The sequence below is a fragment of the Burkholderia sp. Bp9015 genome (assembly GCF_003853505.1).
In the GTDB taxonomy this organism is placed as follows: domain Bacteria; phylum Pseudomonadota; class Gammaproteobacteria; order Burkholderiales; family Burkholderiaceae; genus Burkholderia.
Window position 1 is genome coordinate 150,350 of record NZ_QTPZ01000012.1, and the last position, 22,052, is coordinate 172,401.

Consider the following 22,052-nt stretch of genomic DNA (forward strand, 5'->3'; position numbering starts at 1 on the left):
CCGCCTTCCCCGCCTTCAGGCGGCCACGCGGCCGCCCGTCATTGCGTCGACGCGCGTGAGGAAATGCTCGCCGTCGCGCCGTCCGAGATCGTATGCATGCCGCATCTGCGACGGACTCGTGTAATCCCAGCTCGAAATCGGCACCTTGCTCGACGGCTGCACATACAGCCGCCGCTGGTCGCCGTGCGCGACCGTGAACATCTGCGGGCGCGGATACAGCCGCGTGACGAGCACCAGCACGTCGCCCGGCGACGTGTCGAGCGCGTCGACCGGCACGTTGTCGACCATCCCGCCGTCGAGTACCGGCCGGCCGCCGCGGCGCAGCACCGGCGTGAACGGCGGCGTGCACGACGACTGCAGGATCAGGTCGGCGAGTTCCTCGACACTCGCGCACGCCTGCGCGCGCACGAACTCGGGCCGGAAACCGAGCGTGCGCCCGAGCGTCGGGTGCAGCGTCTTGCGCAGGTACTTTTCGATGTTGTATGCGACGAGGCCCGCGGCGACCGCGCTGCGCGCGCCGAGCCAGCGCGGCACGTGCGACACGCCGATGCGGATCTCCGGCGCGTCGGCGAGCCGCGCGAACGGCTCGCCGTAGATGTCGAGCAGCGCCTGACGGTAGATCCGGTAATGCGGAAACACCGGCTCGCGGCCGAACAGGTTGCCCCAGTACGCGTTCTTGCGGTTGTGGCGCAGCGCTTCCTCGTAATAGCGCATCACCCACGCGGCGTCGCGTGTATACAGCATGCAGGCGGTCGCCGCGCCGGCCGAGATCCCCGCGATCACGCGCGGGCGCAGGCCGAGCGCCGGCTGCGCGACGTCCCAGAAGCCGGCCTGCCACCAGCAGCGATTGCCGCCGCCCGCGAAGACGATCTGGTCGAACATGGCGCCGCTCAGCTGACGAGCGCGTAGGTCGACGTCGCGTGAACGGCCATCTTGCCGTCCTCGTCGAACAGCTCGACTTCGCCGAATACCAGGTTGCGGCCCATCCGCAGCACGCGCGCGGTGACGAGCACGTCGCCCTTGCGCACCGGACGCATGAAGTTCGTGTTCAGCGAGACGGTGGTCATCGGCCGGAACTCGCCGAGCGCGGCCGAGATCGCGACCACCATCGCGGTGTCGGCGGCGGCCGTGAACACCTGGCCGCAGATGACCCCGCCCGAATGACGGAATTCGCCGGAAAACGGCAGGCGCATCGTGACGCTGTCGTCGCCGATCGATACGGGGACCAGACCGAGCGAGCGGACCCACGGGGCCAGCAGGCGATCCAGCAATTCGCGGACTGCGTTTTCGTCCATCTTCGAATGTCCAGAAAACGTTGCGCGACCGCCGCGCAACGGGTGTGGACGTCATCATACCGGGAGCGCGCCAACTGCGATGGCTCATTACCGCGGCGACGGCGGCCGTCGCCGCCACGAAATATTTTGAGGAAATTCGCAGAAAGGGCTTGCCAAGTCCAAAATACACGGGCATAATCTTTCTTCTGTTGGGGGCGTTAGCTCAGTTGGTAGAGCAGCGGACTCTTAATCCGTAGGTCGAGTGTTCGAGTCACTCACGCCCCACCAGGAATTCCAAAGGCCGGTCAGCGCAAGCTGACCGGCCTTTTTCCATTTCCGGCGCCGCCCGGCCTCGGCCCCTCCTCGCGACACGCAATCACATTGATGCCTCGCCGAGGTACTTTCCGCTAGAATCGTCCGACAAAATATCACACGACCGGGACGGCGATCGCCGTATCGCCGCCGGCACTGAGAGAGCATGGGACGTCAGACATGGAATCATGTGAACGAGACGCGACCATTCAGAGGGCATGGTCACGCCGACAACGGCACGCACATCGTGTCGCCTCCTTCCCCCGATCGCATCCGGGCCCGTCGCGTGACGCGCACTACGGATCCGGCCATGCCGCGTAAGGACGCGCTCGTCGCACTCGCGCTCGGCGTTGCGCTGCTCGTGGTCGCAGCCATGCTCGCCGTCACCGCGAGCCATGCGGCCGGCGACCTGATCCGTACGCCGGGCACGGTCGTGCGCATCGTGCAGGACAGCGACGCGATGCGTGCATACCGCCCGATCGTCGCCTATTTGGCGAACGACGGCCGCCGCCGCGAAGTCGCCGGCAATACCGCATCGGTGGTCCCGGCCTACGACATCGGCGAAAGCGTGGACGTCCTGGTCGATCCGGCCCATCCGAACCGTCCCGCACTGATCGACGATTTCACGCAACGCTGGTTGCCCGTCGCGGTGCCGGCGCTGCTTGCAGTCGCATCGCTGGCGATCGGCAGCCTGCTGTATGTGAGTGCGCGCCGCGGCCGGCAGGCCGACGCGCTGCCCGCGCCGGCCGCCCGCACAGGGGTCCGGCGCCGCTGGAACATCGCGATCGTGCTGATTCCGATCGCGATCGGCACCGGCTTCCTGGCCGGCGCCGGCGCCGCCGGGCTGCGCCAGTGGCAGATCGCCCGCCATTACGCGCACTCGACCGGCCATGTCGTCGAGATCGCCGAAACCGCCCAGTCGTCCCGCACGCGCACGTCGCTCTATTCGGCGACCATCGCGTTCACGACCGACAGCGGCCGCCCCGTCACGTTCGCGCAAGGCTCGACCTCGTCGCGCCCCGGACTGTACGAAGGCGAGGTGGTCGACGTGCTGTACGACCCCGTCACGCCCGAGCGCGCGGTCATCGACCGGTTCTGGGACCGGTGGGGGCTCACGGCCATCCTGTTCGCGATCGGCGCGCCGTTCCTCGTCGCCGGACTGTTCGTCGTCGGGGCGCTGTGGCCCGAGCCTCGGCCGCACGAACTCGCCGAATGACGAACGCGGAAAAACCGGGCCGTCAACGTCGCGACCACGGCTTCACCGCTCCCTGAACGCCTCCACCTTCGCTCGGTTGCCGCACGTGCGCATGTCGCACCAGCGGCGTCCGACGCCGCGGCCGCGATCGACGAAGAACCACGTACAGCGGCCGCACTGGCGCACGCGCGCGAAATCGTCGCCGCGCAGCAGATGCTCGAACCCGAGCGCGGCCGCGTCGATCCAGCGCGACGCGGCGCGCGCATCGGGCCGCCATGCGAAGCGGCCGTCGACCGCGTCGAATCTGCTGCGCCCGATCGCATCGCGAATCGCCTCGGCGAGCCGGTCCGCCGCTCGCGCGCCGGCACTGCCGCCTTCGCCGGCGGTCAGGTGCGCGAGCGCCGCATACGCATCCTCGCGAAAACCGTGCAGCGCGACGAGTTCGTCCGCGCCGTCCTGCCGGGGATGACGCAGAAACCGCGTCAGGTCGGCCTCCGCCAGCAACCCCGACTTCCCGGCCCAGGCACGCACGGCCGGCCAGTCGACGAGTTTGTCCTCATCGCGCGTCTTGCCCGTGTCGGCCACCGTGTTCAGGAAATCGAGCGCCGGATGGCCGCCGACGAAATCGGCCGCACGCCATGTATGCGCCGCTCGCGCAGGCTCGTGTCGAGTAACCATTTATTTTCACCTATCGGTTTCACATCCGAGCGAACAGGCGTAACCTGTTAACAACCAAAACAGGTTAGCACGGAGGCGCCGATGCTCGAGCTCGCCAATCGCTACAATTTTGAAGGTCACCGGATCGCATGGGGCACGCTCGGCGAAGGGCCGCCGCTCGTGCTCGTGCACGGGACGCCGTTCTCGTCGCAGGTGTGGCGCCGCATCGCGCCGTGGCTCGCACGGCGTCATCGCGTGTTCTTCTACGACCTGCTCGGCTACGGCCAGTCGGACATGCCCGACACGGACGTCTCGCTCGGCCGGCAGAACGTGCTGTTCGGCGCGCTGCTCGCCGAATGGAAACTTTCACGCCCGCGCGTACTCGCGCACGACTACGGCGGCGCAACCGTGCTGCGCGCGCATTTCCTCGACGGTATCGCGTATTCGGACCTGACACTCGTGAACCCCGTCGCGATCGCGCCGCAAGGCTCGCCGTTCGTGCGTCACGTCGCGCAGCACGAAGCCGCGTTCACCGGGCTGCCGGCGTACGCGCATCACGCACTCGTGTCGGCCTATATCGGCAATGCGGTCGCACGGCCGTTGAGCGACGACGTGCTGTCGATCTACCGCTCGCCGTGGCTCACGCCGGCCGGCCAGCCGGCGTTCTATCGGCAGATCGCGCAGATGCGCCAACGCTATATCGAGGAAGCCGAGGCCCGTTATGCGCCGCCGGACTTTCCGGTGCGCATCGTGTGGGGCGAGGACGACGCGTGGATTCCGCGCGAACAGGGGCAGGCGCTCGCCGATCGCATCACGGGCGGAAAGCTGATCCGCGTGCCGCGCGCGGGGCACCTGGTCCAGGAGGATGCGCCCGAGGCGATCGTCGCCGCGGTGCTCGACGCGCACGGACAGGATTGATCGCCCACGCAGCCGCGTAGCGTAGCAAATCAGAAGGCCGGCACGCCCTGCGCGAGCGTCGCGACGAACTTCGCGGTGCGCGGATCGCGCGGCCGCCCGAACAGCTCGCGCGACGCACCGGCCTCGACCACGCGGCCATCCGCGAGAAACACCGCATCGTGCGCGACCGACGCAGCCAGGCGCAGGTCGTGCGTGGCCATCAGCATCGTCGTGCCTTCCCGCGCGAGCTGGCGCAGCACTTCGACGACTTCGACGGACAATTCGGGATCGAGCGCGGACGTCGGCTCGTCGCACAGCAACACCTGCGGCGACGGCGCGAGCGCGCGTGCGATGGCCACGCGCTGCTGCTGGCCGCCCGACAACGTCGCGGGCCATGCGTCGGCCTTGTCGGCGATACCGACCTTGTCCAGCAACGCGAGCGCCCGTTCGCGCGCCTGCTCGCGCGGCCAGCGCTGCACGGTCACGAGCCCTTCCATCACGTTCTGCACGACGCTCAGGTGCGGAAACAACTGGAAGTTCTGGAACACCATGCCGGTCTGACGGCGCACCGCGAACACGTGATCGCGCGACGGGCGGCGCCCCGCCGCGAAGTCGATGCGGGCGTCGCCGACCGTGAGCGCGCCCGCCTCCGGCACTTCGAGCAGGTTCACGCAGCGCAGCAGCGTGCTCTTGCCGCTGCCGGACGGCCCGATCAACGCGGTCACGCTGCCGGGCTGCAATGCGAGGTCGATGCCGGTCAGCACGCGCTGCGCGCCGAACGACTTGTCGATGCGTTCGAGACGGATCATCGCAACTCCGCATGGAACAGCGCATGGCGCCCGAAGCGCAGCTCGAGCCGACGCTGCAGCGACGAGAGCACCGAGCTGAACAGCAGATAGATCAGCGCGGCTTCGGTATAGAGGATCAGCGGCTCGTAGGTGACGGCCGCGATGCGCTGCGCGGCCTGGAAGATCTCGGGAACGGTCAGCACGGCCGCGAGCGACGTGTCCTTTACCAGCGAGATGAACGAATTCGACAGCGCGGGCAGCGCGACGCGCGCGGCCTGCGGCAGGATCGCGCGGCGCAGCGCCTGCGCGCGCGTCATCGCCATCGAGTACGCGGCTTCCCACTGCCCTTTCGGGATCGATTCGATCACGCCGCGGATCACCTCGGCGTTGTACGCGCCGACGTTCAGCGAGAAGCCGATCACGGCGGCGGTCAGCGGATCGAGCACGATGCCGACGTTTGGCAGTCCGTAGAAGATCACGAACAGCTGCACGAGCAGCGGCGAGCCGCGAAACAGCCAGATGTAGAAACGTATGGCGGCCTGCGCCCAGCGCGGCCCGAACAGGCGCGCGAGCGCCGCGCCGAACGCGAGCAGCAGGCCGATCGCGAACGACGCGAGCGTGAGCGGAACCGTGAACACGAGCCCTGCCACCAGCAGGGGCCGCAGCGATTCCGCCATCAAGTGCAGCCAGGGCGGCATCGGTCAGCCTCGCGTCACGGCTGCGACACGTCGCGGCCGAAGTACTTCTGCGAGATCTTCGCGTAGGTGCCATCGGCCTTGATGTCCGCGAGCGCCTTGTCGATCGCCGCCACCAGCGCGGGACTGCCCTTGCGCAGCAGCACGCCCGATGCATCGCCGGCGCCGCTCGTGTCGGTCGCCGCGATCTTCAGTTTCGCGTCGGGCTTGTGCTTGCGGAAATCGAGGTACGACAGCGAATCGTTGATCGTCGCGTCGACGCGTCCCGCGCTCAGCAGGTCGATCGATTCGTTGAAGCCCTGCACGGGCACCACGTCCGCGCCGTGCGCGGCCGCGAGCTTGCCGAAATTGCTGGTCAGCGTGTTCGCGGATTTCTTGCCCTTCAGGTCGTCGAACGAGCGGATCGACGTGTTGTCCGCGCGCACGATCAGCACCGCGCGGGACGTGATGTACGGCGTCGAGAAATCGTATTTCGCCTTGCGCGCATCGGTGATCGACACTTCGTTGACGACCGCGTCATAGCGGTTCACGTCGAGGCCCGCGATCAGCCCGTCCCACTTGCCTTCGACGAACTCCGCCTTCACGCCGAGCCGTTGCGCGATCGCGCTCGCGATGTCGACGTCGAAGCCGGTCAGCTTGCCCGACGCATCGTGATACGTGAACGGCGCGTACGTGCCTTCGGTGCCGACCCGGAACACGCCGGCCGACTTGATCTGCGCGAGATCGTCGGCCGCCAGCGCGCTCGTGACGGCAGTGGCCTGCAGCAATGCGACGACCAGGATGGAGCGAAGGAATTTCATGGTGCGGACCCCGAACGATGGAAGGGAGTGGACCCGCCGGCCCGAACGGCCGCGCGAGAGGTCCGCGAATTCTACCGACGCGCCGATATCCGGCAAAAACGCAAATCCGCTAACGATATGAGCGCGTCGAATAACGCGCCGGCGAGCCGCGCCCATTCCGCAGACGAAATCCCACGCGATGCAGCGCGGCGATCGTCTGACGAACCGTTACCTGCGGTTACAGAAGCGACACTGCGGTATCACCCATTGGGCATGCGCTACGTACCATGAAGGCAGGTAAAACGATTGCTCGCGGGCCTGGTCCCCGCGGACGGAGTGAACGGCAAATGAGACGCATCCTGTTGTCCAGTGCCGTCGGCATCGCGGCCGCCTGCCTGTCGGCAAGTGCGTTCGCGCGTGCCGACGTCGGCGTGTATTTCGGCGTGCCGGGGCCCGTGATCGAGGCGCCGCCGCCTGTCTACTACGCGCCGCCGCCGCCCGTCGTGTACGAGCCGGCGCCGGTCTATTACGGCCCGTACTACGGCGAATACCGTTACCGCTACTACCGGCACGACAACGGCTGGCATCGCGGCTGGCGTCATCACCATCACGACGACGATTGACCGTCGCGAGGCGGCCGTCACGGCCGCCTCCCGCCATGGGGAAATTGCACGCGCCGGCCTTCGAGCCGGCGCGTGTGCATCACACACCGCCTACCACGGGAGCGAGTAGGTCTTCGTGTTCGTGAAGCTCTTCATCGCCTCCTGCACGCCTTCCTTGTAGCCGAGGCCCGAATCCTTCACGCCGCCGAACGGCGTCAGCTCGAGCCGGTAGCCCGGCACCTCGCGCACGTTCACGCTGCCGACTTCCAGCTCCGTGATGAAGCGCGTGATGCTGTCGAAGCGGTTCGTGCAGACCGACGACGACAACGCATAGTCGGTGCTGTTCGACATCCGGATCGCCTCGTCGATGTCGCGAAAACGCATGATCGGCGACACGGGCCCGAACGTCTCGTACTTCACGAGCGGCATGTCGGGCGTCACGCGATCGACGACCGTCGGCGAATACAGCGCGCCGTCGCGCACGTTGCCGACCAGCAGCCGCGCACCGCGCGCAATCGCGTCGTTCACCTGCTGCTCGCAGAACTTCGCGGCCGCTTCGTCGATCACGGTGCCCATGTCGACCGACGGATCGGCCGGGTTCCCGTAGGCCCACGCGCGGGTTTTCTCGACGACCAGCTCGGTGAAGCGATCGGCCACCGCCTCGTGCACGAGCATCCGCTTGATCGCGGTGCAGCGTTGCCCCGAGTTCTTGTACGAACCCGACACCGCCAGCGTGCTCGCTTCGTCGAGATCGGCGTCCTCCATCACGATGATCGGATCGTTGCCGCCGAGTTCCAGCACCGCGCGCCGGTAGCCCATCCGCGCCGCGATCGACTTGCCGATCGACACGCCACCGGTGAACGTGATCAGGTCGATCGCCGGATTCGTGATCAGCTCGTCGGCGATCTCCTTCGGGTCGCCGGTGATCACCTGCAGCATCTGCGGCGGCAGGCCGGCTTCATACAGGATGTCCGCGAACAGGTAGCACGACAGCGGCACCTTCTCCGACGGCTTCACGACGATCCGGTTGTTGGTCGCGACCGACGGCACGACCTTGTGCGCGACCTGGTTCATCGGATGGTTGAACGGCGTGATCGCGGAAATCACGCCGAGCAGCGGTTCGCGCTGCGTGTACACGCGGCGCTTCTTGCCGTGCGGCGTCAGATCGCACGAGAAGATCTGTCCGTCGTCCTTCAGCACTTCGCCCGCACCGAACGTGAGCACGTCGGCCACGCGCCCGGCTTCATACGTCGAATCCTTGATGCACAAGCCGGCCTCGGCCGTGATCAGCGCCGCGATCCCGGCGGTGCGCGCACGCACGATGTCGGCCGCGCGGCGCAGGATCGCCGCGCGTTCGTGGCGCGTGAGCGACGGCCGGTACGCACGCGCGACCGCGAATGCGCGCCGCACGTCGTCGAGCGTCGCCTTCGGCACGGTGCCGACGAGCGAGCCGTCGTACGGGTTGCGTACCTCGATCACCGCATCGCGCTGAATCCTTTCACCATCGATTCGCAGTGCTTCACGATGAACCGTGCGAACCTTCGTCGATGCTGCAATGGCGTTCATGAGTGTCTCCTGGCGGATGCGTCCGCGTCACTGCAGATGGTTGAGCGCGATGTCGATGATGTCGAAGTTGCGCAGCCGCGCGCGGCCCGCGACGTCGGTCGCGACCGGCTTGCTGAAGATCAGCGGCACGATCTGCTCGGAGATCCCGCCGTGCGAGCGCAGCGGCACGTCGAGGCCCGACAGGTCGTGCTTGATGCGGCGCGTGCCGAGCACGACGTCCTGCTTCGAGATCACGATCAGGTCGCCCATCCGCTCGGGCGGCAGCTCGAAGCGCGCGCAGCCTTCGGCGCCCGTCAGCACGACCTCGATGCCGTCCACCGCGGCGAGCCGCGCGCGCAGCGCGTCGGGATCGGCGTCGTCCGGCACGTAGACGGTCGCGAACGAGCCGAGCGCGCCGTGGTGCACGACGTACGGATCGGTGATCGGCAGGATCACGCGCGCCGCGTCGTGGCCGAGCCAGTCGTCGAACAGCTCCTGCAGATAGATCACGTTCGGCTCGCCGGTCTCGCCGTCGTGCTTCGCGTTCATCCCGTGGTCGGCCGTGATCGCGACGATCGCGCCGAGTTCGTCGAGCCGCTTCAGGTACGCGTCCATCATCTGGTAGAACGCGTTCGCGCCGTCGGTGCCGGGCGCGCACTTGTGCTGCACGTAATCGGTCGTCGACAGGTACATCAGGTCGATCGGGCGCGTCTCGAGCAGGCGCACGCCGGCCGCGAACACGAACTCCGACAGGTCCGCGCTGTACACGCTCGGCACCGGCTTGCCGACCAGCTCGAGCACGTTGTCGATGCCGTTTTCCTCGAGGCTCGCCTCGTCGGCCTTCTCCGACGAGAAGCAGATGCCTTTGAGCCCCTTGCCCAGCAGGCGGCGCAGCTTGTCCTTCGCGGTGACGACCGCGACGCGCGCGCCCTGTTCCGCGAAGGTCGCGAGCACGGTGGGCGCGACCAGGTACTTCGGATCGTTCATCAGCACCTCGGCGCCGGTGTCGCGATCGTAGAAGTAGTTGCCGCTTATCCCGTGGATCGCCGGCGGCACGCCGGTAACAATCGACAGGTTGTTCGGGTTCGTGAAGCTCGGCACCACGCACTCGCCCTTGAGCGCCGTGCCCGGCTTCAGCAGCGTGCGCAGGAACGGCGCGACGCCGGCCTCGGCCGCCATCTCGAGATACTCATAGGCGCAGCCGTCGACGCAGACCACCACCACGGGGCGGCGCATCCAGTTGTAGCGGCGGCCGTTCACTTCCACGGATACAGGCGTTTCAGTCATGACGTTCAGTCCTTTCGGTTCGAAGGGGTTGAGCTGTCGGCGCCCGCGCCGCGCCGAGGAGGTGTTTTCCATGCTTGACATTAAAATTGATGATTTGTAGATTGTCAACAACATGCAGAGAACAGAAAGCAAAAGACGGAAACACGAGGCAGTACGAAGAGGGCTGGTCTCCACTCATCCGCCGCATGCCGCGGCGCCACGGTCAAGGGGTCTGAAGATGAACGAAGTGCCGGTACAGAAGCGTTTCAATGCATGGGCGACGGGCGCGGCGCGCGTCGCGCTGGCCGCCGCGGTCGCGCTCGGCGCGGCGCAGGCGGCGCATGCGAAGACGTCGCTGCTCGTCTACACCGCGCTGGAGGACGAGGCGATGAAGCCCTACAAGGACGCCTTCGAGAAAGCGAACCCCGACATCGAGATCCGCTGGGTGCGCGACTCGACCGGCTCGGTCACCGCGAAGCTGCTCGCGGAGAAGAACAACCCGCGCGCGGACGTCATCCTCGGCCTCGCCGCATCGAGCCTCACGCTGCTCGACCTGCAGGGGATGCTGATGCCGTATGCGCCGAAGGGCTTCGACCAGCTCACGCGCAAGTACAGCGACGCGAACACGCCGCCGCACTGGGTCGGCATGGACGTGTGGGGCGCGACGATCTGCTACAACCGCGTCGCCGCGCAGGCGAAGAACATCCCGAAGCCGACGTCGTGGGAAGACCTGACGAAGCCGGTCTACAAAGGCGCGATCGTGATGCCGAGCCCGGTGTCGTCGGGCACCGGCTATCTCGACGTCACCGCGTGGCTGCAGACCTTCGGCGACGACCGCGGCTGGAAATTCATGGACGCGCTCGACAAGAACGTCGCGCAGTACGTACATTCGGGCTCGAAGCCGTGCACGCTCGCCGGCACCGGCGAATTCCCGATCGGCATCTCGTTCGAGTTCCGCGGTCATGAACTGCAGGCGCAGGGCGCGCCGATCGATCTCGTGTTCCCGAAGGAAGGGCTCGGCTGGGACATGGAAGGCACCGCGATCATGAAGACGACCAGGCAGCCCGACGCCGCGAAGAAACTCGCGGACTTCATGGCGAGCAAGGACGCGAACCAGATCACCGCGCGCTGGTGGGCGATCGTCGCGTACCCGGGCGTCGCGCGCAAGCTGGCCGGCATCCCCGACAACTACGCGGACCTGCTCGTGAAGAACGACTTCGTGTGGTCGGCGAAGAACCGTCAGTCGATCCTCGATACCTGGCAGAAGCGCTACGGGGCGAAAGCACAGCAATGACGCGGCGATAACGCCGCACCAGGCAGCGGGGCCGCGACACGCGCCGCCCCGCCTCCCTTCCGATCGTCGTATCCGGCCCGCATCCGGGCCGCCCGCAGCGTGGAGGCGTGCATGGCACCCTATCTGAGCGTAGAACGCATCGAAAAGCGGTACAACGACACACAGGTCCTCACCGACATCAACCTCAGCGTGATGAAGGGCGAGATGATCTGCTTCCTGGGGCCGTCCGGCTGCGGGAAAACCACGCTGCTGCGGATCATCGCGGGGCTCGAGGCGCAAAGCGCCGGCCACATCATGCAGGACGGCCGCGACATCTCGCGGCTGCCGCCGCAACTGCGCGACTACGGGATCGTGTTCCAGTCGTACGCGCTGTTTCCGAACCTCACCGTCTTCGACAACGTCGCGTACGGGCTCGTGAACCGCAGGATGAAGCGCGACGCGATCCACGAGCGCGTGCATACGCTGCTCGCGCTGGTCGGCCTGCCCGACAGCCATCGCAAGCATCCCGGTCAGTTGTCCGGCGGCCAGCAGCAGCGCATCGCACTCGCGCGCGCGCTCGCGACGTCGCCCGGCCTGCTGCTGCTCGACGAGCCGCTGTCGGCACTCGATGCGCGCGTGCGCGTGCGGCTGCGCCAGGAGATCCGCGCGCTGCAGCAGCGGCTCGGCGTGACGACGATCATGGTCACGCACGACCAGGAAGAGGCGCTGTCGATGGCCGACCGCATCGTCGTGATGAATCACGGCGTGATCGAGCAGATCGGCACGCCGCTCGAAATCTACCGCCAGCCCGCGTCGCCGTTCGTCGCGGACTTCATCGGCCGCGTCAACACGATCCCCGCCGAAGTCGCGCAGGACGGCACGCTGCGCGCGGGCGGCATCGGCTTCGACTGCCGGCATGGCGCGAACCGGCCGGCCCAGGGCGCGGCCGTGTCGGTCTACGTGCGGCCCGAGGATCTGCGCATCCGCATTCCGGGCGAGACGGCCGACAACGTGCTGGCCGGCCGCGTCGAGAAGCTCGAGTTCCTCGGCGCGTTCTGTCGCGTGAGCTTCCGGATCGACGGGCTCGACGGCCAGGAAGTCGTCGCCGACCTGTCGTATCACGACGTCGACCGCACCGGCGTGCAGGCCGGCGCACGCATCGACCTCGCGCTCGATCGCGAGCATGTCCGCGTGTTCCCGAGCGCGAAGGAGCGACTGCAATGAGCGCCGTCCTCACCGAACGCCGCCGCGGCGCGGCCGCCTCCGCCGACGTGCGGCAGCTCACGCACTGGCACGACCGCCTCGCACAGCTCGCGCTCGTCGCGATGGCCGCGCTGATGTCGCTGTTCCTGCTGCTGCCGCTCGCGCTCGTCGTGCAGAAATGCTTCGTCGATACGGACGGCCGCTTCGTCGGCGCACACAACTTCGTCGAGTATCTCGAGGACAGCGGCGTGCTGCGCTCGATGCTTCATTCGCTGACGGTCGGCGCGCTCGTCACGATGATCGTCGTGCCGATGGCGTTCACGTTCGCGTATGCGCTGACACGCTCGTGCATGCCGCTGAAGAACGCAGCACGCACGATCGCGCTACTGCCGCTGCTCGCGCCGACGCTGCTGTCCGCCGTGTCGTTCATCTACTGGTTCGGCAACGCGGGGCTGCTCAAGCCGCTGCTGCACGGCCACTCGATCTACGGACTGCCGGGGATCGTGCTGAGCATGGTGTACGCATCGTTTCCGCACGTGCTGATGATCCTCGTCACCGCGCTGTCGCTCGCGGACGGCCGGCTCTACGAAGCCGCCGACGCGATGGGCACGAGCCGCGTGCGCAAGTTCTTCACGATCACGCTGCCGGGCGCGAAGTACGGGCTGATCAGCGCGACGATGGTGGCCTTCACGATGTGCATCAACGACTTCGGCGTGCCGGTCGTGATCGGCGGCTCGTACAACGTGCTGTCGACCGACATCTACAAGCTGATCATCGGGCTGCAGGACTTCAACCGCAGCGCGGTCGTGAGCCTGATGCTGCTGTGCCCGGCGCTGGTCGCGTTCGGTGTCGACTTCTTCATCCGCCGCCGCCAGCAGTCGCAGCTCGGCGCGCGCTCGACGCCGTACCAGCCGAAGCCGTCACGCGGATTCGACGCCGCGATGCTCGCGTACTGCGCATTGGTGTGCGCGTTCTTCATCGCGGTGGTCGGCATCTCGGTGTTCGCGTCGTTCGTGAAGTTCTGGCCGTACCAGATGAGCGTCGGGCTGCAGCACTACGAGATGGGACTGATCGGCGCCGGCATCTTCGACGCGTACAAGAACAGCCTGCGGATGGCCGCGACCGTCGCGCTCGGCGGCACGATCGTCGTGTTCGGCGGCGCCTACCTGATCGAGAAGACCCGCGGCGCACGCTGGCTGCGCGGCTTCATCAGCCTGTGCGCGATCCTGCCGATGGGCGTGCCGGGCCTCGTGCTCGGCATCAGCTACATCTTCCTGTTCAACGCGCCCGGCAATCCGCTCAACGGGCTGTACGGGTCGCTGTGGCTGCTCGCGATCGTCACGGTCGTCCACTACTACGCGTCGAGCCACCTGACCGCCGTCACCGCGCTGCGGCAGATCGACAGCGAGTTCGAGGCCGTGTCCGCGTCGCTGAAGGTGCCGTTCTACAAGACCTTCCTGCGCGTGACCGTGCCCGTGTGCCTGCCCGCGATCCTGCTGATCGCGCGCTACCTGTTCGTCAACGGGATGACGACGGTCTCCGCCGTCGCGTTCCTGTACTCGCCGGACACGCAGCCCGCCTCCGTCGCGATCCTGAACCTCGACGACGCGGGCCAGATGGGTCCGGCCGCCGCGATGGCGACGCTCGTGCTCGCGACCTCGTCGTTCGCGTGCGTGCTGTTCGCCTGCATCTCGCACCGCCTGTTGCGCCGCACGCAGGCCTGGCGCACCCCGCACCGCCGCTGATCCGTTCGCCGCATTCACGTGACGTCCCGACTTCACCAAGGAGACACCATGACGCTCGCCACCCAGCCCATCCTGCTCACCCCCGGCCCCCTGACGACCTCGGAGCGCACGCGCGACGCGATGCTGCGCGACTGGGGTTCGTGGGACAGCGACTTCAACGCGATCACCGCACGGCTGCGCGAACGGCTGCTGCAGATCGTGCACGGCGAAGGCACGCACGAATGCGTGCCGCTGCAGGGTAGCGGCACGTTCTCGGTCGAGGCGGCGATCGGCACGCTCGTGCCGCGCGACGGCCACGTGCTGGTGCCGAACAACGGCGCGTACTGCCAGCGCCTCGCGAAGATCTGCCGCGTGCTCGGCCGCAAGCTCACGACGATCGACTACAGCGAGGACCGCCGCGTCGATCCGGCCGACGTCGAGCGCGCGCTCGCCGGCGATCCGACCATCACGCACGTCGCGCTCGTGCACTGCGAAACCGGCGCCGGCGTGCTGAACCCGCTGCACGAGGTCGCGCAGGTCGTCGCGAAACACGGCCGCGGGCTGATCGTCGACGCGATGAGCTCGTTCGGCGCGATCGACATCGATGCGCGCACGACGCCGTTCGACGCGGTGATCGCCGCGTCGGGCAAGTGCCTCGAAGGCGTGCCGGGGCTCGGCTTCGTGATCGCGAAGCGCACCGCGCTCGAACGCTGCGAAGGCAACAGCCATTCGCTCGCGATGGACCTGTACGACCAGTGGGTCTACATGCAGCGCACGACGCAGTGGCGCTTCACGCCGCCCACGCACGTGGTTGCGGCGCTCGATGCGGCCGTCGCGCAATACGTCGACGAAGGCGGGCTCGCCGCGCGCGGCGGCCGCTACCAGCGCAACACGCGCGCGCTGATCGACGGAATGCGCGCGCTCGGGTTCCGGCCGTTCCTCGATTCCGCGATCCAGGCACCGATCATCGTCACGTTCCATGCGCCGGACGATCCGAACTACGACTTCAAGCGGTTTTATCAGGAGGTCAAAAAGCGCGGCTACATTCTGTATCCGGGCAAGCTGACCGAGGTCGACACGTTCCGCGTCGGCTGCATCGGCCACTTCGGCGAGGCCGGCATTCCAGGCGCGGTCGCCGCGATCGCCGACACGCTGAAGGCGATGGGCGTGCGGCGCGTGTCGGCCGAAGCGGCGGCCTGACGCGCTGCATCCGCCGTACCGCGGCGCGCGGCCGGTCGCCGTGCGTTGCGGTGCGGCGGGTTCGCTTTCGTTTTGCGTTTTACCGCCGTGTGCGGCACGGCAATTCTCTCGACCCTTACCGGCACGACATCCGATGCGACCCTTCTGGATCGAACAAGCACTGTTCAACGACGGCGATCTCGCCCCCGCGCTGCAGGGCACGATAGAGGCCGACGTCTGCATCGTCGGCGGCGGCTTCACGGGGCTCTGGACCGCGATCCAGGCGAAGCAGCAGAACCCGGCGCTCGACATCGCGATACTCGAGGCCGACCTGTGCGGCGCCGGCGCGAGCGGGCGCAACGGCGGGTGCCTGCTCACGTGGTCAGCCAAATTCCTGACGCTGCGGCGCCTGTTCGGCGAAGCGGAGGCGATCCGGCTCGTGAAGGCGTCGGAGGCGGCCGTCCAGCACATCGCCGACTTCTGTCGCACGCATCGCATCGATGCCGAACTGCGGCTCGACGGCACGCTGTACACCGCGACGTCGCGCGCGCAGGTCGGCACGCTCGCGCCGGTGCTCGACGCGCTCGCCGCGTGCGGTATCCACAGCTACGAGCCGCTGCCGGCAGCTGAAGTCGCGCGCCGTTCGGGCTCGGCCCGCAATCTCGACGGCGTGTACTCGCCGATCGCCGCGACCGTGCATCCGGGCAAGCTCGTGCGCGGGCTGCGCCGCGTCGCGCTCGAGATGGGGATCCGGATCTACGAGCGCACGCCGCTCGTCGACTTCACGCCAGGGCAGCCGGCCGTCGTTCGGACGCCGTCCGGCAGCGTGCGCGCCGGCAAGCTGGTGTTCGCGATCAACGCGTGGATGGCGAGCCGTTTCCCGCAGTTCGAGCGCACGATCGCGGTCGTGTCGAGCGACATGGTCATCACCGAGAAATGCCCGGAACTGCTGGAACGGACCGGGCTCGTCGACGGCGTGTCGGTGCTCGATTCGCGGATCTTCGTGTACTACTACCGCACGACCGCCGACGGCCGGCTGATGCTCGGCAAGGGCGGCAACACGTTCTCGTGGCGCAGCCGCATCGCGCCGGTGTTCGACCGGCGCTCGCCGTACGAGGCGCAGCTCTCGCAGAGCCTGCGCGAATTCTTCCCGTCGCTCGCGGGCGTGCCGGTCACCGCGAGCTGGAACGGCCCGTCGGACCGCTCGGTGACGGGCTTCCCGTTCTTCGGCCGCCTCGATGGCGCGCCGAACGTGTTCTACGGCTTCGGCTATTCAGGCAACGGCGTCGGGCCGACCTACATGGGCGGGCAGATCCTGTCGTCGCTGGTGCTCGGCCTCGACAACGCGTGGACGCGCAGCCCGATCGTGCGCGGCCCACTCGGCCATTTCCCGCCGGAGCCGATCCGCTATGTGGGCGCGCACGTGGTGCGCAATGCGATTCGTCGCAAGGAGCGTGCGGAAGACGAAAGCCGGCGGCCGGCGATGGTCGATACGTGGCTCGCGAAGTTCGCGAGCGCGGCGGGGAAGGCGGACAAGGCGTGATGGCGGGCGCCATGCAATAAAGGGGCAAGTAACGCACAGCGCTCGTGAACGTTGCGGCATCGCCAATTTTTATCGAAACGCGTGTATCACCTCACCAGATCGCGAACACGCGAAAACCTTCGATAGAACAAGTCAAATCACCAGCGTGGCGTCTTCTCTCGAACCGGCGGCGCTGCATGCAAATAGCCGCATGAATATAGGACGCGTCCTGCCGCACACGATCCATATCTTCGGGTCCACGATTCCAACATGCCGCTATCGGGTTCGATGGAGTCGTACGAGCAGAAAACGTTCGAAGCGGGGCGTTGCATCGATAGCGTCTTGAATTATCTGCATTGCCAACAAATCGGCATGCAACGCGATACCATCGACTCCCTCATCAACTCGTCCGACGACATCCGAAGAAATGACACGGTTTCTTCTATTGCCCGCACTCATCGTGATGATCAGCGCATGCTCGAAACACATAGATGAAAAATGGATGGCGCTTCAAGACATGCCTGCCTTCGCCGAGCCGAATGACGATCGAACCCAGCCCGTCTTTACGATCAAGAAAGGCGAATCCTGCGTGCCATTGACGGATCGCGCCGCAAAAATTTACGCCTACACACAGGTGAGCTGCGAGACTGGCACCGGCTGGGTTCTGGACGATCTCTTCGATAAACGGAGCGGCAAATGATCAACGCGCCGACGATCACCACCATCGGCTCGGATCTCGTCACCTTCGGCGGGAACTGAACCCGTCAGGCGCGACGAACATCACGCACCGCAAGTAACCGCGCCAGCGATGCAAAAAACAAAAGGCGCTGACCGATCGGTTCAGCGCCCTGTCGCCATCGACGCGCGGTGAAACCCGCGCCGCAACCCGCTCACGCGCCGGCTTTCTCCCGCGCCGCCTTCCCCGCCGCAGGCAACCCCTGCTCGTGCGTGCGGCGCATCCGCGCGAGGCCGTGCGCGACATGCTCGCGCACCAGTGCGACCGCCTTCTCCTCGTCGCCGCTCGCGAGCGCCTGCACGATCTTGTCGTGCTCGGCCGCCGACACCGCGATCGCATCCTCCTCGGCCTCGATCGCGGCCTGGCGCAGCAGCCCGAGCTGGCGCACGAGCCGGCGATAGGTGTCGGTGAGATGCGTATTGCCGACGCCGACCACCATCGCGTCGTGGAACTGCACGTTCAGCTCGGTATAGCGCGTGACGTCGTGCGTCTTCGCGGCATCCTTCATCGACTGGATGATGCCCTTCAGCACCTTCAGCGTGTCGGGCGAAATGCGTTTCGCGAGCGCGCGCGCGACCGACTCGTCGAGCATCGCGCGCACTTCGTAGATCTCTTCGGCCTCGCGCAGCGGCACGACGCGCACCGTCACGCCGCGGTTCTTCTCGTTGCGCAGCAGCCCGGCCTGCTCGAGCGCGCGGAATGCTTCGCGCACGGGGCCGCGCGACACGTTCAGCTTCGTCGCGATATCGACTTCGTTGAGCTTCTCGCCCGGCGCATATTCGCCGGACACGATCGCGCGCTCGAGCATGTCCTGGACAATCATCGCGAGCGACTGGCTTTGCAGGAGTTCGATGGCGTTGAGCGCGTTCGGGGCAGTCATGGTCGGGCAGGCAGCGACGCTGCGGAAGAAAAACGAGGGCGCCATGTCGGCGAATGATCGTTATATACCCTCGGCCCGATATATTGTCAACAGTTTTCAGTTTCCAAAAACCGGTTCCGCGTGCCGGAATGCAACCGGCACGCGGCATCGTGCGGCCGGCGTGAGCACGCCGAACCGCTCGATGCGGGCCCGCCGTCAGGCCGTCTGCTTCACCGGCCCCGGGTCGCTCTGGCTCGGCCGCCCCGTCTCGACGTGGCCCGCGAAGCGGCGCACGACCTTGTCGTCGCCACCGCGCAGCGTGGTCGCGGTGATCGTCAGATCGTACCAGCCGTGGCTCGACGACAGCTCGAAGTGATCCTCGATGCGCTCGCCCGGCTCCAGCGTGTAGCTGCGCGCATGCGCATGGCTGTACGCGTTGTCGACGACCACGCGGCACGCCGCGCCGCCGCTGTTGCGCAGCTGCAGGTACACGTGGCGGTTGCGCACGTCGTAGCCGATCTTCGCTTCCGGGTTCGCGTGGCGGCCGTCCGCGGCCAGCCGCGTGTTGCCCTGGAATTCGCACAGATAGCCGTTCGGGCCATAGGCGGCGAGATGGTAGTCGCCGCGCGCGGCCGACGTGCTCCAGGTATCGGCGAAGCGGTCGTGCGAGGACACCGCGTAACGGCGCGGCGGCGTCGCCGGATTGCGGCGGTCGTACACGTAGAATGCGGCGCCCGCGTCACCCGAATTCGCGAAATCGAGCGACACGCTGTCGTCGCGGCCGTTCACGCGGGCATGCACGAACAGCTCGTACGGCAGCGCCCGCGCCGGACGCGTGCCGGGCTCCTGCGCCGGCATCGACTGCTGCGCGGGCACCTGGTACGCCTGGCCGGCCGTCTGGATGTGCTGCGGCACCGTGAAGCTCACCGTGCGCGTATCGGGTCGCGCGGAGAAATCGAATGCCGACGTGAGGTCGCCGCAGACCGAGCGGCGCCACGCGCTGATGTTCGGCTCCTGCACGCCGAAGCGCGCTTCGAGGAAACGCAGCACCGACGTGTGGTCGAACGTCTCCGAGCAGACCCAGCCGCCCTTCGTCCAGGGCGAGATGATGATCAGCGGCACGCGCGGCCCGAGGCCGATCGGCTGGATGCCGCCCGGGTCCGCACCCGGCACGAGCGGGCTCATCTCGCCCGGGTACTTGTTCAGGTCGAGCAGCTCGTCGCCGAGGTTCGACAGCAGGTTCGACGACACGATGCCCTGGCCGCCCACGCCGCTCCTGACCGGCGGCACCGGCGGCACGACGTGGTCGAACAGCCCGTCGTTTTCGTCGTAATTGAGGATGAACACCGTCTTCGCCCACACCTCCGGGTTCGACGTCAGCGCCTCGAGCACCATGTTGATGTAGAACGCGCCGTCGGTCGGCGACGCCTGCGGGTGTTCGCTGTACTTGTACGGCGACACGATCCACGACACCTGCGGCAGCCGGTTCGCCTGCACGTCGGCCTTCAGCTCGGCGAGCGTGTGGTCCGACGCGCCCTTGTCGACCAGCGGGCCGCTCGCGCCTTCCTTCACCTGGAAGCGCTTGAAGAACATCAGCGAGTTGTCGGTGTAGTTGTCCGTCGGGTCGCCCGGGATGCCCGTGCCGCCCTGGTACAGCTTCCAGCTGATCTTCGCGTTCTCGAGGCGTTCCGCGTAGGTCGTCCACGTGTAGCCGTTCGTGTTGTTGCGCTCGCCGATGCCGGGGCCGTTCGGCTGCGTGCCGTAGACGTTGCGCGAATCGATCGTGCCGGTCCACAGGTAGATGCGGTTCGGCGCCGTGTCGGCGTGCGCGGAGCAGAAGTACGAATCGCAGATCGTGAACGCGTCGGCGAGCGCGTAGTGGTACGTGAGGTCCTGGCGCTTCAGGTAGCCCATCGTCAGCACGTCCTGCTTCTGGTTCACCCACTGGTCCCACTGGCCGTTGTTCCAGGACAGGTGGCCGCTGCTCCAGCCGTGGTTGGTGCCCGGCTGGAATTCGGTCGTCTGCTTCGGGTCGAGGTAGAACGGCAGCACGTACGGCGCGGACGGGTCGAGCCCGCGCGAGTGGTAGTTCTTCGTGAACACCGACGCCGGCGGCTGCTGCCACACCGGCGCGCCGCTCGGCAGCAGGTGCGGGCGCGGGTCGTTGAAGCCGCGCACGCCGCGCAGCCCGCCGAAGTAATGGTCGAACGAGCGGTTTTCCTGCATGAAGATCACGACGTGTTCGACGTCGCGGATCGTGCCGGTGCGATAGGCGGCCGGCATCGCGAGCGCCTTGCGGATCGCCGGCGGGAAGCCGGCGTAGGCGGCCATCGCGCCGGCCGACTGGGCGGCGAGGCGCAGGAAATCGCGTCGATTGGTGGCGGACATGAGGAGGATCCTGTGGGTCGGTAAGGGTGGCGCCGGTCGAGCGGGGCCGGCGGTCGGTGCGTTGCCGCTATTACTCCGCACCGGCATGTCCCGGCCGTGACCGGTTCCAGCAGGTTTCTTGCGGTCACCCCCAGCTTTTTTTCGAAGCGGCGCACGACGCACCTTTCACGTGGCCGACACACGCATGCGCTACGCTGACGCGCGATGAAGAGGGGGGAGAAGCCGAGTCGTGTTCGATCAGCTGAAGGCGTTCCACGCGACCGTCCGGCAGGGCAGCATCACGCGCGCCGCGCGCCACCTGGGCGTGAGCCAGCCGACGATCGCCGCGCAGATCCGGCAGGTCGAGCAGTTGTACGGCGTCGAGCTGTTCTATCGCAGCGGCCGCAAGCTCGAGGTCACCGAGACCGGCATCGAGCTGCTGCCGCTCGTCGAGAAGATGATCGCGCTCGAGGCGCAGGCCGACATCATGCTGCGCAACGTCGGCGGCCTGTTCGAAGGCCATCTGCGGATCGGCGCGACCGGGCCGTACTACATCATGGACGCGGTCGGCCGCTTCTCGCACGCGCATCCGTCGATCGCGCTCACGTGCCGGATCGGCAATTCCGAGGAAATCCTGCAGGCGCTGCACGAATTCCGCATCGACCTCGCGGTGTCGTCGCAGCGCAATGACGCGGACGGCCTCGAACGCAAGGTGATCTCGACCGATCCGCTCGTGCTCGTCGTGCATCGCGACCATCCGCTCGCACGCTTCGACGCGATCGACGCCGCGCAGCTCGCCGACGTGCGGCTCCTGATTCGCGAGGAAGGGTCGGTCACGCGTCGCTGCACGGAGACGATCCTCGCGGCGGCCGGGGTCGCGGCCACGTCGGTCGCCGAGATCGGCAGCCGCGAAGCGATCCGCGAGGCGATCCTGCATGGCGTGGGCGGAAGCCTGTTTCCGCGCGGCGAGGCCGAGCGTCACCCGGACCTGCGCGTCGTCGCGCTGCGCGGCGTCGACACGACGATCGACGAATACGTGTACTACCTGAAGGCGCGCCGCCAAAGCCCGGCGATCGATGCGTTCCTCGCGTGCATCGTACCGGCGCAGTCCGCGACCCGCGACGCAACGCACGCGACGCGGCCGGTGAACGCGCGCTGAGCCGCCGCGCGTTCGTCGGC

The 22,052-nt window shown here is 67.3% G+C and carries 21 protein-coding genes and 1 tRNA gene; 12 read left to right on the forward strand and 10 right to left on the reverse strand.

What is annotated here, in order from left to right; translation table 11 throughout:
• Positions 1–15: 15 nt before the first annotated feature.
• Both DIE12_RS15475 and DIE12_RS15480 read right to left on the reverse strand, forming a co-directional pair.
• Positions 16–882: a patatin-like phospholipase family protein gene (locus DIE12_RS15475; RefSeq protein ID WP_124486709.1), complete on the reverse strand. Its 867-nt coding sequence runs from the start codon at positions 880–882 to the stop codon at positions 16–18.
• 8 nt (positions 883–890) lie between these two features.
• A complete protein-coding gene (locus tag DIE12_RS15480) occupies positions 891–1,295 on the reverse strand; it encodes a PaaI family thioesterase (RefSeq protein ID WP_044847342.1) in 405 nt (134 codons plus the stop codon).
• Between the two features lie 191 nt (positions 1,296–1,486).
• On the opposite strand from DIE12_RS15480, the gene DIE12_RS15485 reads away from it, so the two are divergent.
• A tRNA-Lys gene (locus DIE12_RS15485) sits at positions 1,487–1,562 on the forward strand.
• 190 nt (positions 1,563–1,752) lie between these two features.
• Entirely contained in the window at positions 1,753–2,802 is a 1,050-nt protein-coding gene (locus DIE12_RS15490; RefSeq protein ID WP_124520563.1) for a DUF3592 domain-containing protein, read from the forward strand.
• A gap of 42 nt (positions 2,803–2,844) precedes the next feature.
• Here the strand turns inward: DIE12_RS15490 and DIE12_RS15495 are convergent, their stop codons facing one another.
• Positions 2,845–3,459 (reverse strand): CGNR zinc finger domain-containing protein, encoded by a 615-nt coding sequence (locus tag DIE12_RS15495; RefSeq protein WP_124520564.1) that lies wholly within the window; start codon positions 3,457–3,459, stop codon positions 2,845–2,847.
• Positions 3,460–3,540: 81 nt separating this feature from the next.
• Between DIE12_RS15495 and DIE12_RS15500 the strand changes: the two genes are divergently transcribed.
• Positions 3,541–4,356 carry an alpha/beta fold hydrolase gene (locus DIE12_RS15500; protein WP_124520565.1) on the forward strand — a complete coding sequence of 272 codons (816 nt, stop codon included), beginning with the start codon at positions 3,541–3,543 and terminating at the stop codon, positions 4,354–4,356.
• 29 nt (positions 4,357–4,385) lie between these two features.
• Here DIE12_RS15500 and DIE12_RS15505 read toward each other — a convergent pair whose 3' ends face one another.
• Genes DIE12_RS15505 through DIE12_RS15515 form a run of 3 tightly spaced genes read right to left on the reverse strand, consistent with a single transcriptional unit; the run spans position 4,386 to position 6,618 of the window.
• On the reverse strand, positions 4,386–5,144 hold the full coding sequence (locus tag DIE12_RS15505; protein WP_124486713.1) for an amino acid ABC transporter ATP-binding protein: 759 nt from the start codon (positions 5,142–5,144) through the stop codon (positions 4,386–4,388).
• Positions 5,141–5,821, reverse strand: a complete 681-nt coding sequence (locus DIE12_RS15510) for an amino acid ABC transporter permease (protein ID WP_044847337.1) — start codon at positions 5,819–5,821, stop codon at positions 5,141–5,143. Before DIE12_RS15510 ends, DIE12_RS15505 begins: the two co-directional genes overlap by 4 nt.
• 14 nt (positions 5,822–5,835) lie before the next feature.
• Positions 5,836–6,618 (reverse strand): amino acid ABC transporter substrate-binding protein, encoded by a 783-nt coding sequence (locus DIE12_RS15515; protein WP_124520566.1) that lies wholly within the window; start codon positions 6,616–6,618, stop codon positions 5,836–5,838.
• A 326-nt stretch (positions 6,619–6,944) separates the two neighbouring features.
• On the opposite strand from DIE12_RS15515, the gene DIE12_RS15520 reads away from it, so the two are divergent.
• Positions 6,945–7,220 carry a hypothetical protein gene (locus tag DIE12_RS15520; protein ID WP_124486715.1) on the forward strand — a complete coding sequence of 92 codons (276 nt, stop codon included), beginning with the start codon at positions 6,945–6,947 and terminating at the stop codon, positions 7,218–7,220.
• A gap of 90 nt (positions 7,221–7,310) precedes the next feature.
• Here the strand turns inward: DIE12_RS15520 and phnY are convergent, their stop codons facing one another.
• Together phnY and phnA are read right to left on the reverse strand one after the other, a co-directional pair.
• A complete protein-coding gene (gene phnY / locus DIE12_RS15525) occupies positions 7,311–8,765 on the reverse strand; it encodes a phosphonoacetaldehyde dehydrogenase (protein ID WP_124520567.1) in 1,455 nt (484 codons plus the stop codon).
• Between the two features lie 27 nt (positions 8,766–8,792).
• Positions 8,793–10,031 carry a phosphonoacetate hydrolase gene (gene phnA, locus DIE12_RS15530; protein WP_124520568.1) on the reverse strand — a complete coding sequence of 413 codons (1,239 nt, stop codon included), beginning with the start codon at positions 10,029–10,031 and terminating at the stop codon, positions 8,793–8,795.
• Between the two features lie 217 nt (positions 10,032–10,248).
• Between phnA and DIE12_RS15535 the strand changes: the two genes are divergently transcribed.
• From DIE12_RS15535 to DIE12_RS15565, 7 genes are all read left to right on the forward strand, one after another.
• Positions 10,249–11,304: a putative 2-aminoethylphosphonate ABC transporter substrate-binding protein gene (locus tag DIE12_RS15535; protein WP_124520569.1), complete on the forward strand. Its 1,056-nt coding sequence runs from the start codon at positions 10,249–10,251 to the stop codon at positions 11,302–11,304.
• Between the two features lie 111 nt (positions 11,305–11,415).
• Positions 11,416–12,507 carry a putative 2-aminoethylphosphonate ABC transporter ATP-binding protein gene (locus DIE12_RS15540; RefSeq protein ID WP_124520570.1) on the forward strand — a complete coding sequence of 364 codons (1,092 nt, stop codon included), beginning with the start codon at positions 11,416–11,418 and terminating at the stop codon, positions 12,505–12,507.
• On the forward strand, positions 12,504–14,231 hold the full coding sequence (locus DIE12_RS15545) for a putative 2-aminoethylphosphonate ABC transporter permease subunit (RefSeq protein WP_124520571.1): 1,728 nt from the start codon (positions 12,504–12,506) through the stop codon (positions 14,229–14,231). Before DIE12_RS15540 ends, DIE12_RS15545 begins: the two co-directional genes overlap by 4 nt.
• A gap of 48 nt (positions 14,232–14,279) precedes the next feature.
• Complete coding sequence (locus DIE12_RS15550) at positions 14,280–15,410, forward strand: 2-aminoethylphosphonate--pyruvate transaminase (RefSeq protein WP_124486721.1); 1,131 nt, start codon at positions 14,280–14,282, stop codon at positions 15,408–15,410.
• A 133-nt stretch (positions 15,411–15,543) separates the two neighbouring features.
• Positions 15,544–16,932: an FAD-dependent oxidoreductase gene (locus DIE12_RS15555; protein ID WP_124520572.1), complete on the forward strand. Its 1,389-nt coding sequence runs from the start codon at positions 15,544–15,546 to the stop codon at positions 16,930–16,932.
• Positions 16,933–17,181: 249 nt separating this feature from the next.
• A complete protein-coding gene (locus DIE12_RS15560; protein WP_124520573.1) occupies positions 17,182–17,406 on the forward strand; it encodes a hypothetical protein in 225 nt (74 codons plus the stop codon).
• A gap of 7 nt (positions 17,407–17,413) precedes the next feature.
• Entirely contained in the window at positions 17,414–17,611 is a 198-nt protein-coding gene (locus tag DIE12_RS15565) for a hypothetical protein (RefSeq protein WP_124520574.1), read from the forward strand.
• 190 nt (positions 17,612–17,801) lie between these two features.
• Here the strand turns inward: DIE12_RS15565 and DIE12_RS15570 are convergent, their stop codons facing one another.
• Entirely contained in the window at positions 17,802–18,527 is a 726-nt protein-coding gene (locus DIE12_RS15570; RefSeq protein WP_044847361.1) for a phosphonate utilization associated transcriptional regulator, read from the reverse strand.
• Positions 18,528–18,722: 195 nt separating this feature from the next.
• Positions 18,723–20,894, reverse strand: coding sequence for a phosphocholine-specific phospholipase C (locus DIE12_RS15575; RefSeq protein ID WP_124520575.1), 2,172 nt, complete (start codon positions 20,892–20,894; stop codon positions 18,723–18,725).
• Between the two features lie 229 nt (positions 20,895–21,123).
• Here DIE12_RS15575 and DIE12_RS15580 point away from each other — a divergent pair, with 229 nt between their 5' ends.
• Positions 21,124–22,032 (forward strand): LysR family transcriptional regulator, encoded by a 909-nt coding sequence (locus DIE12_RS15580; protein ID WP_124520576.1) that lies wholly within the window; start codon positions 21,124–21,126, stop codon positions 22,030–22,032.
• Positions 22,033–22,052: the final 20 nt, after the last annotated feature.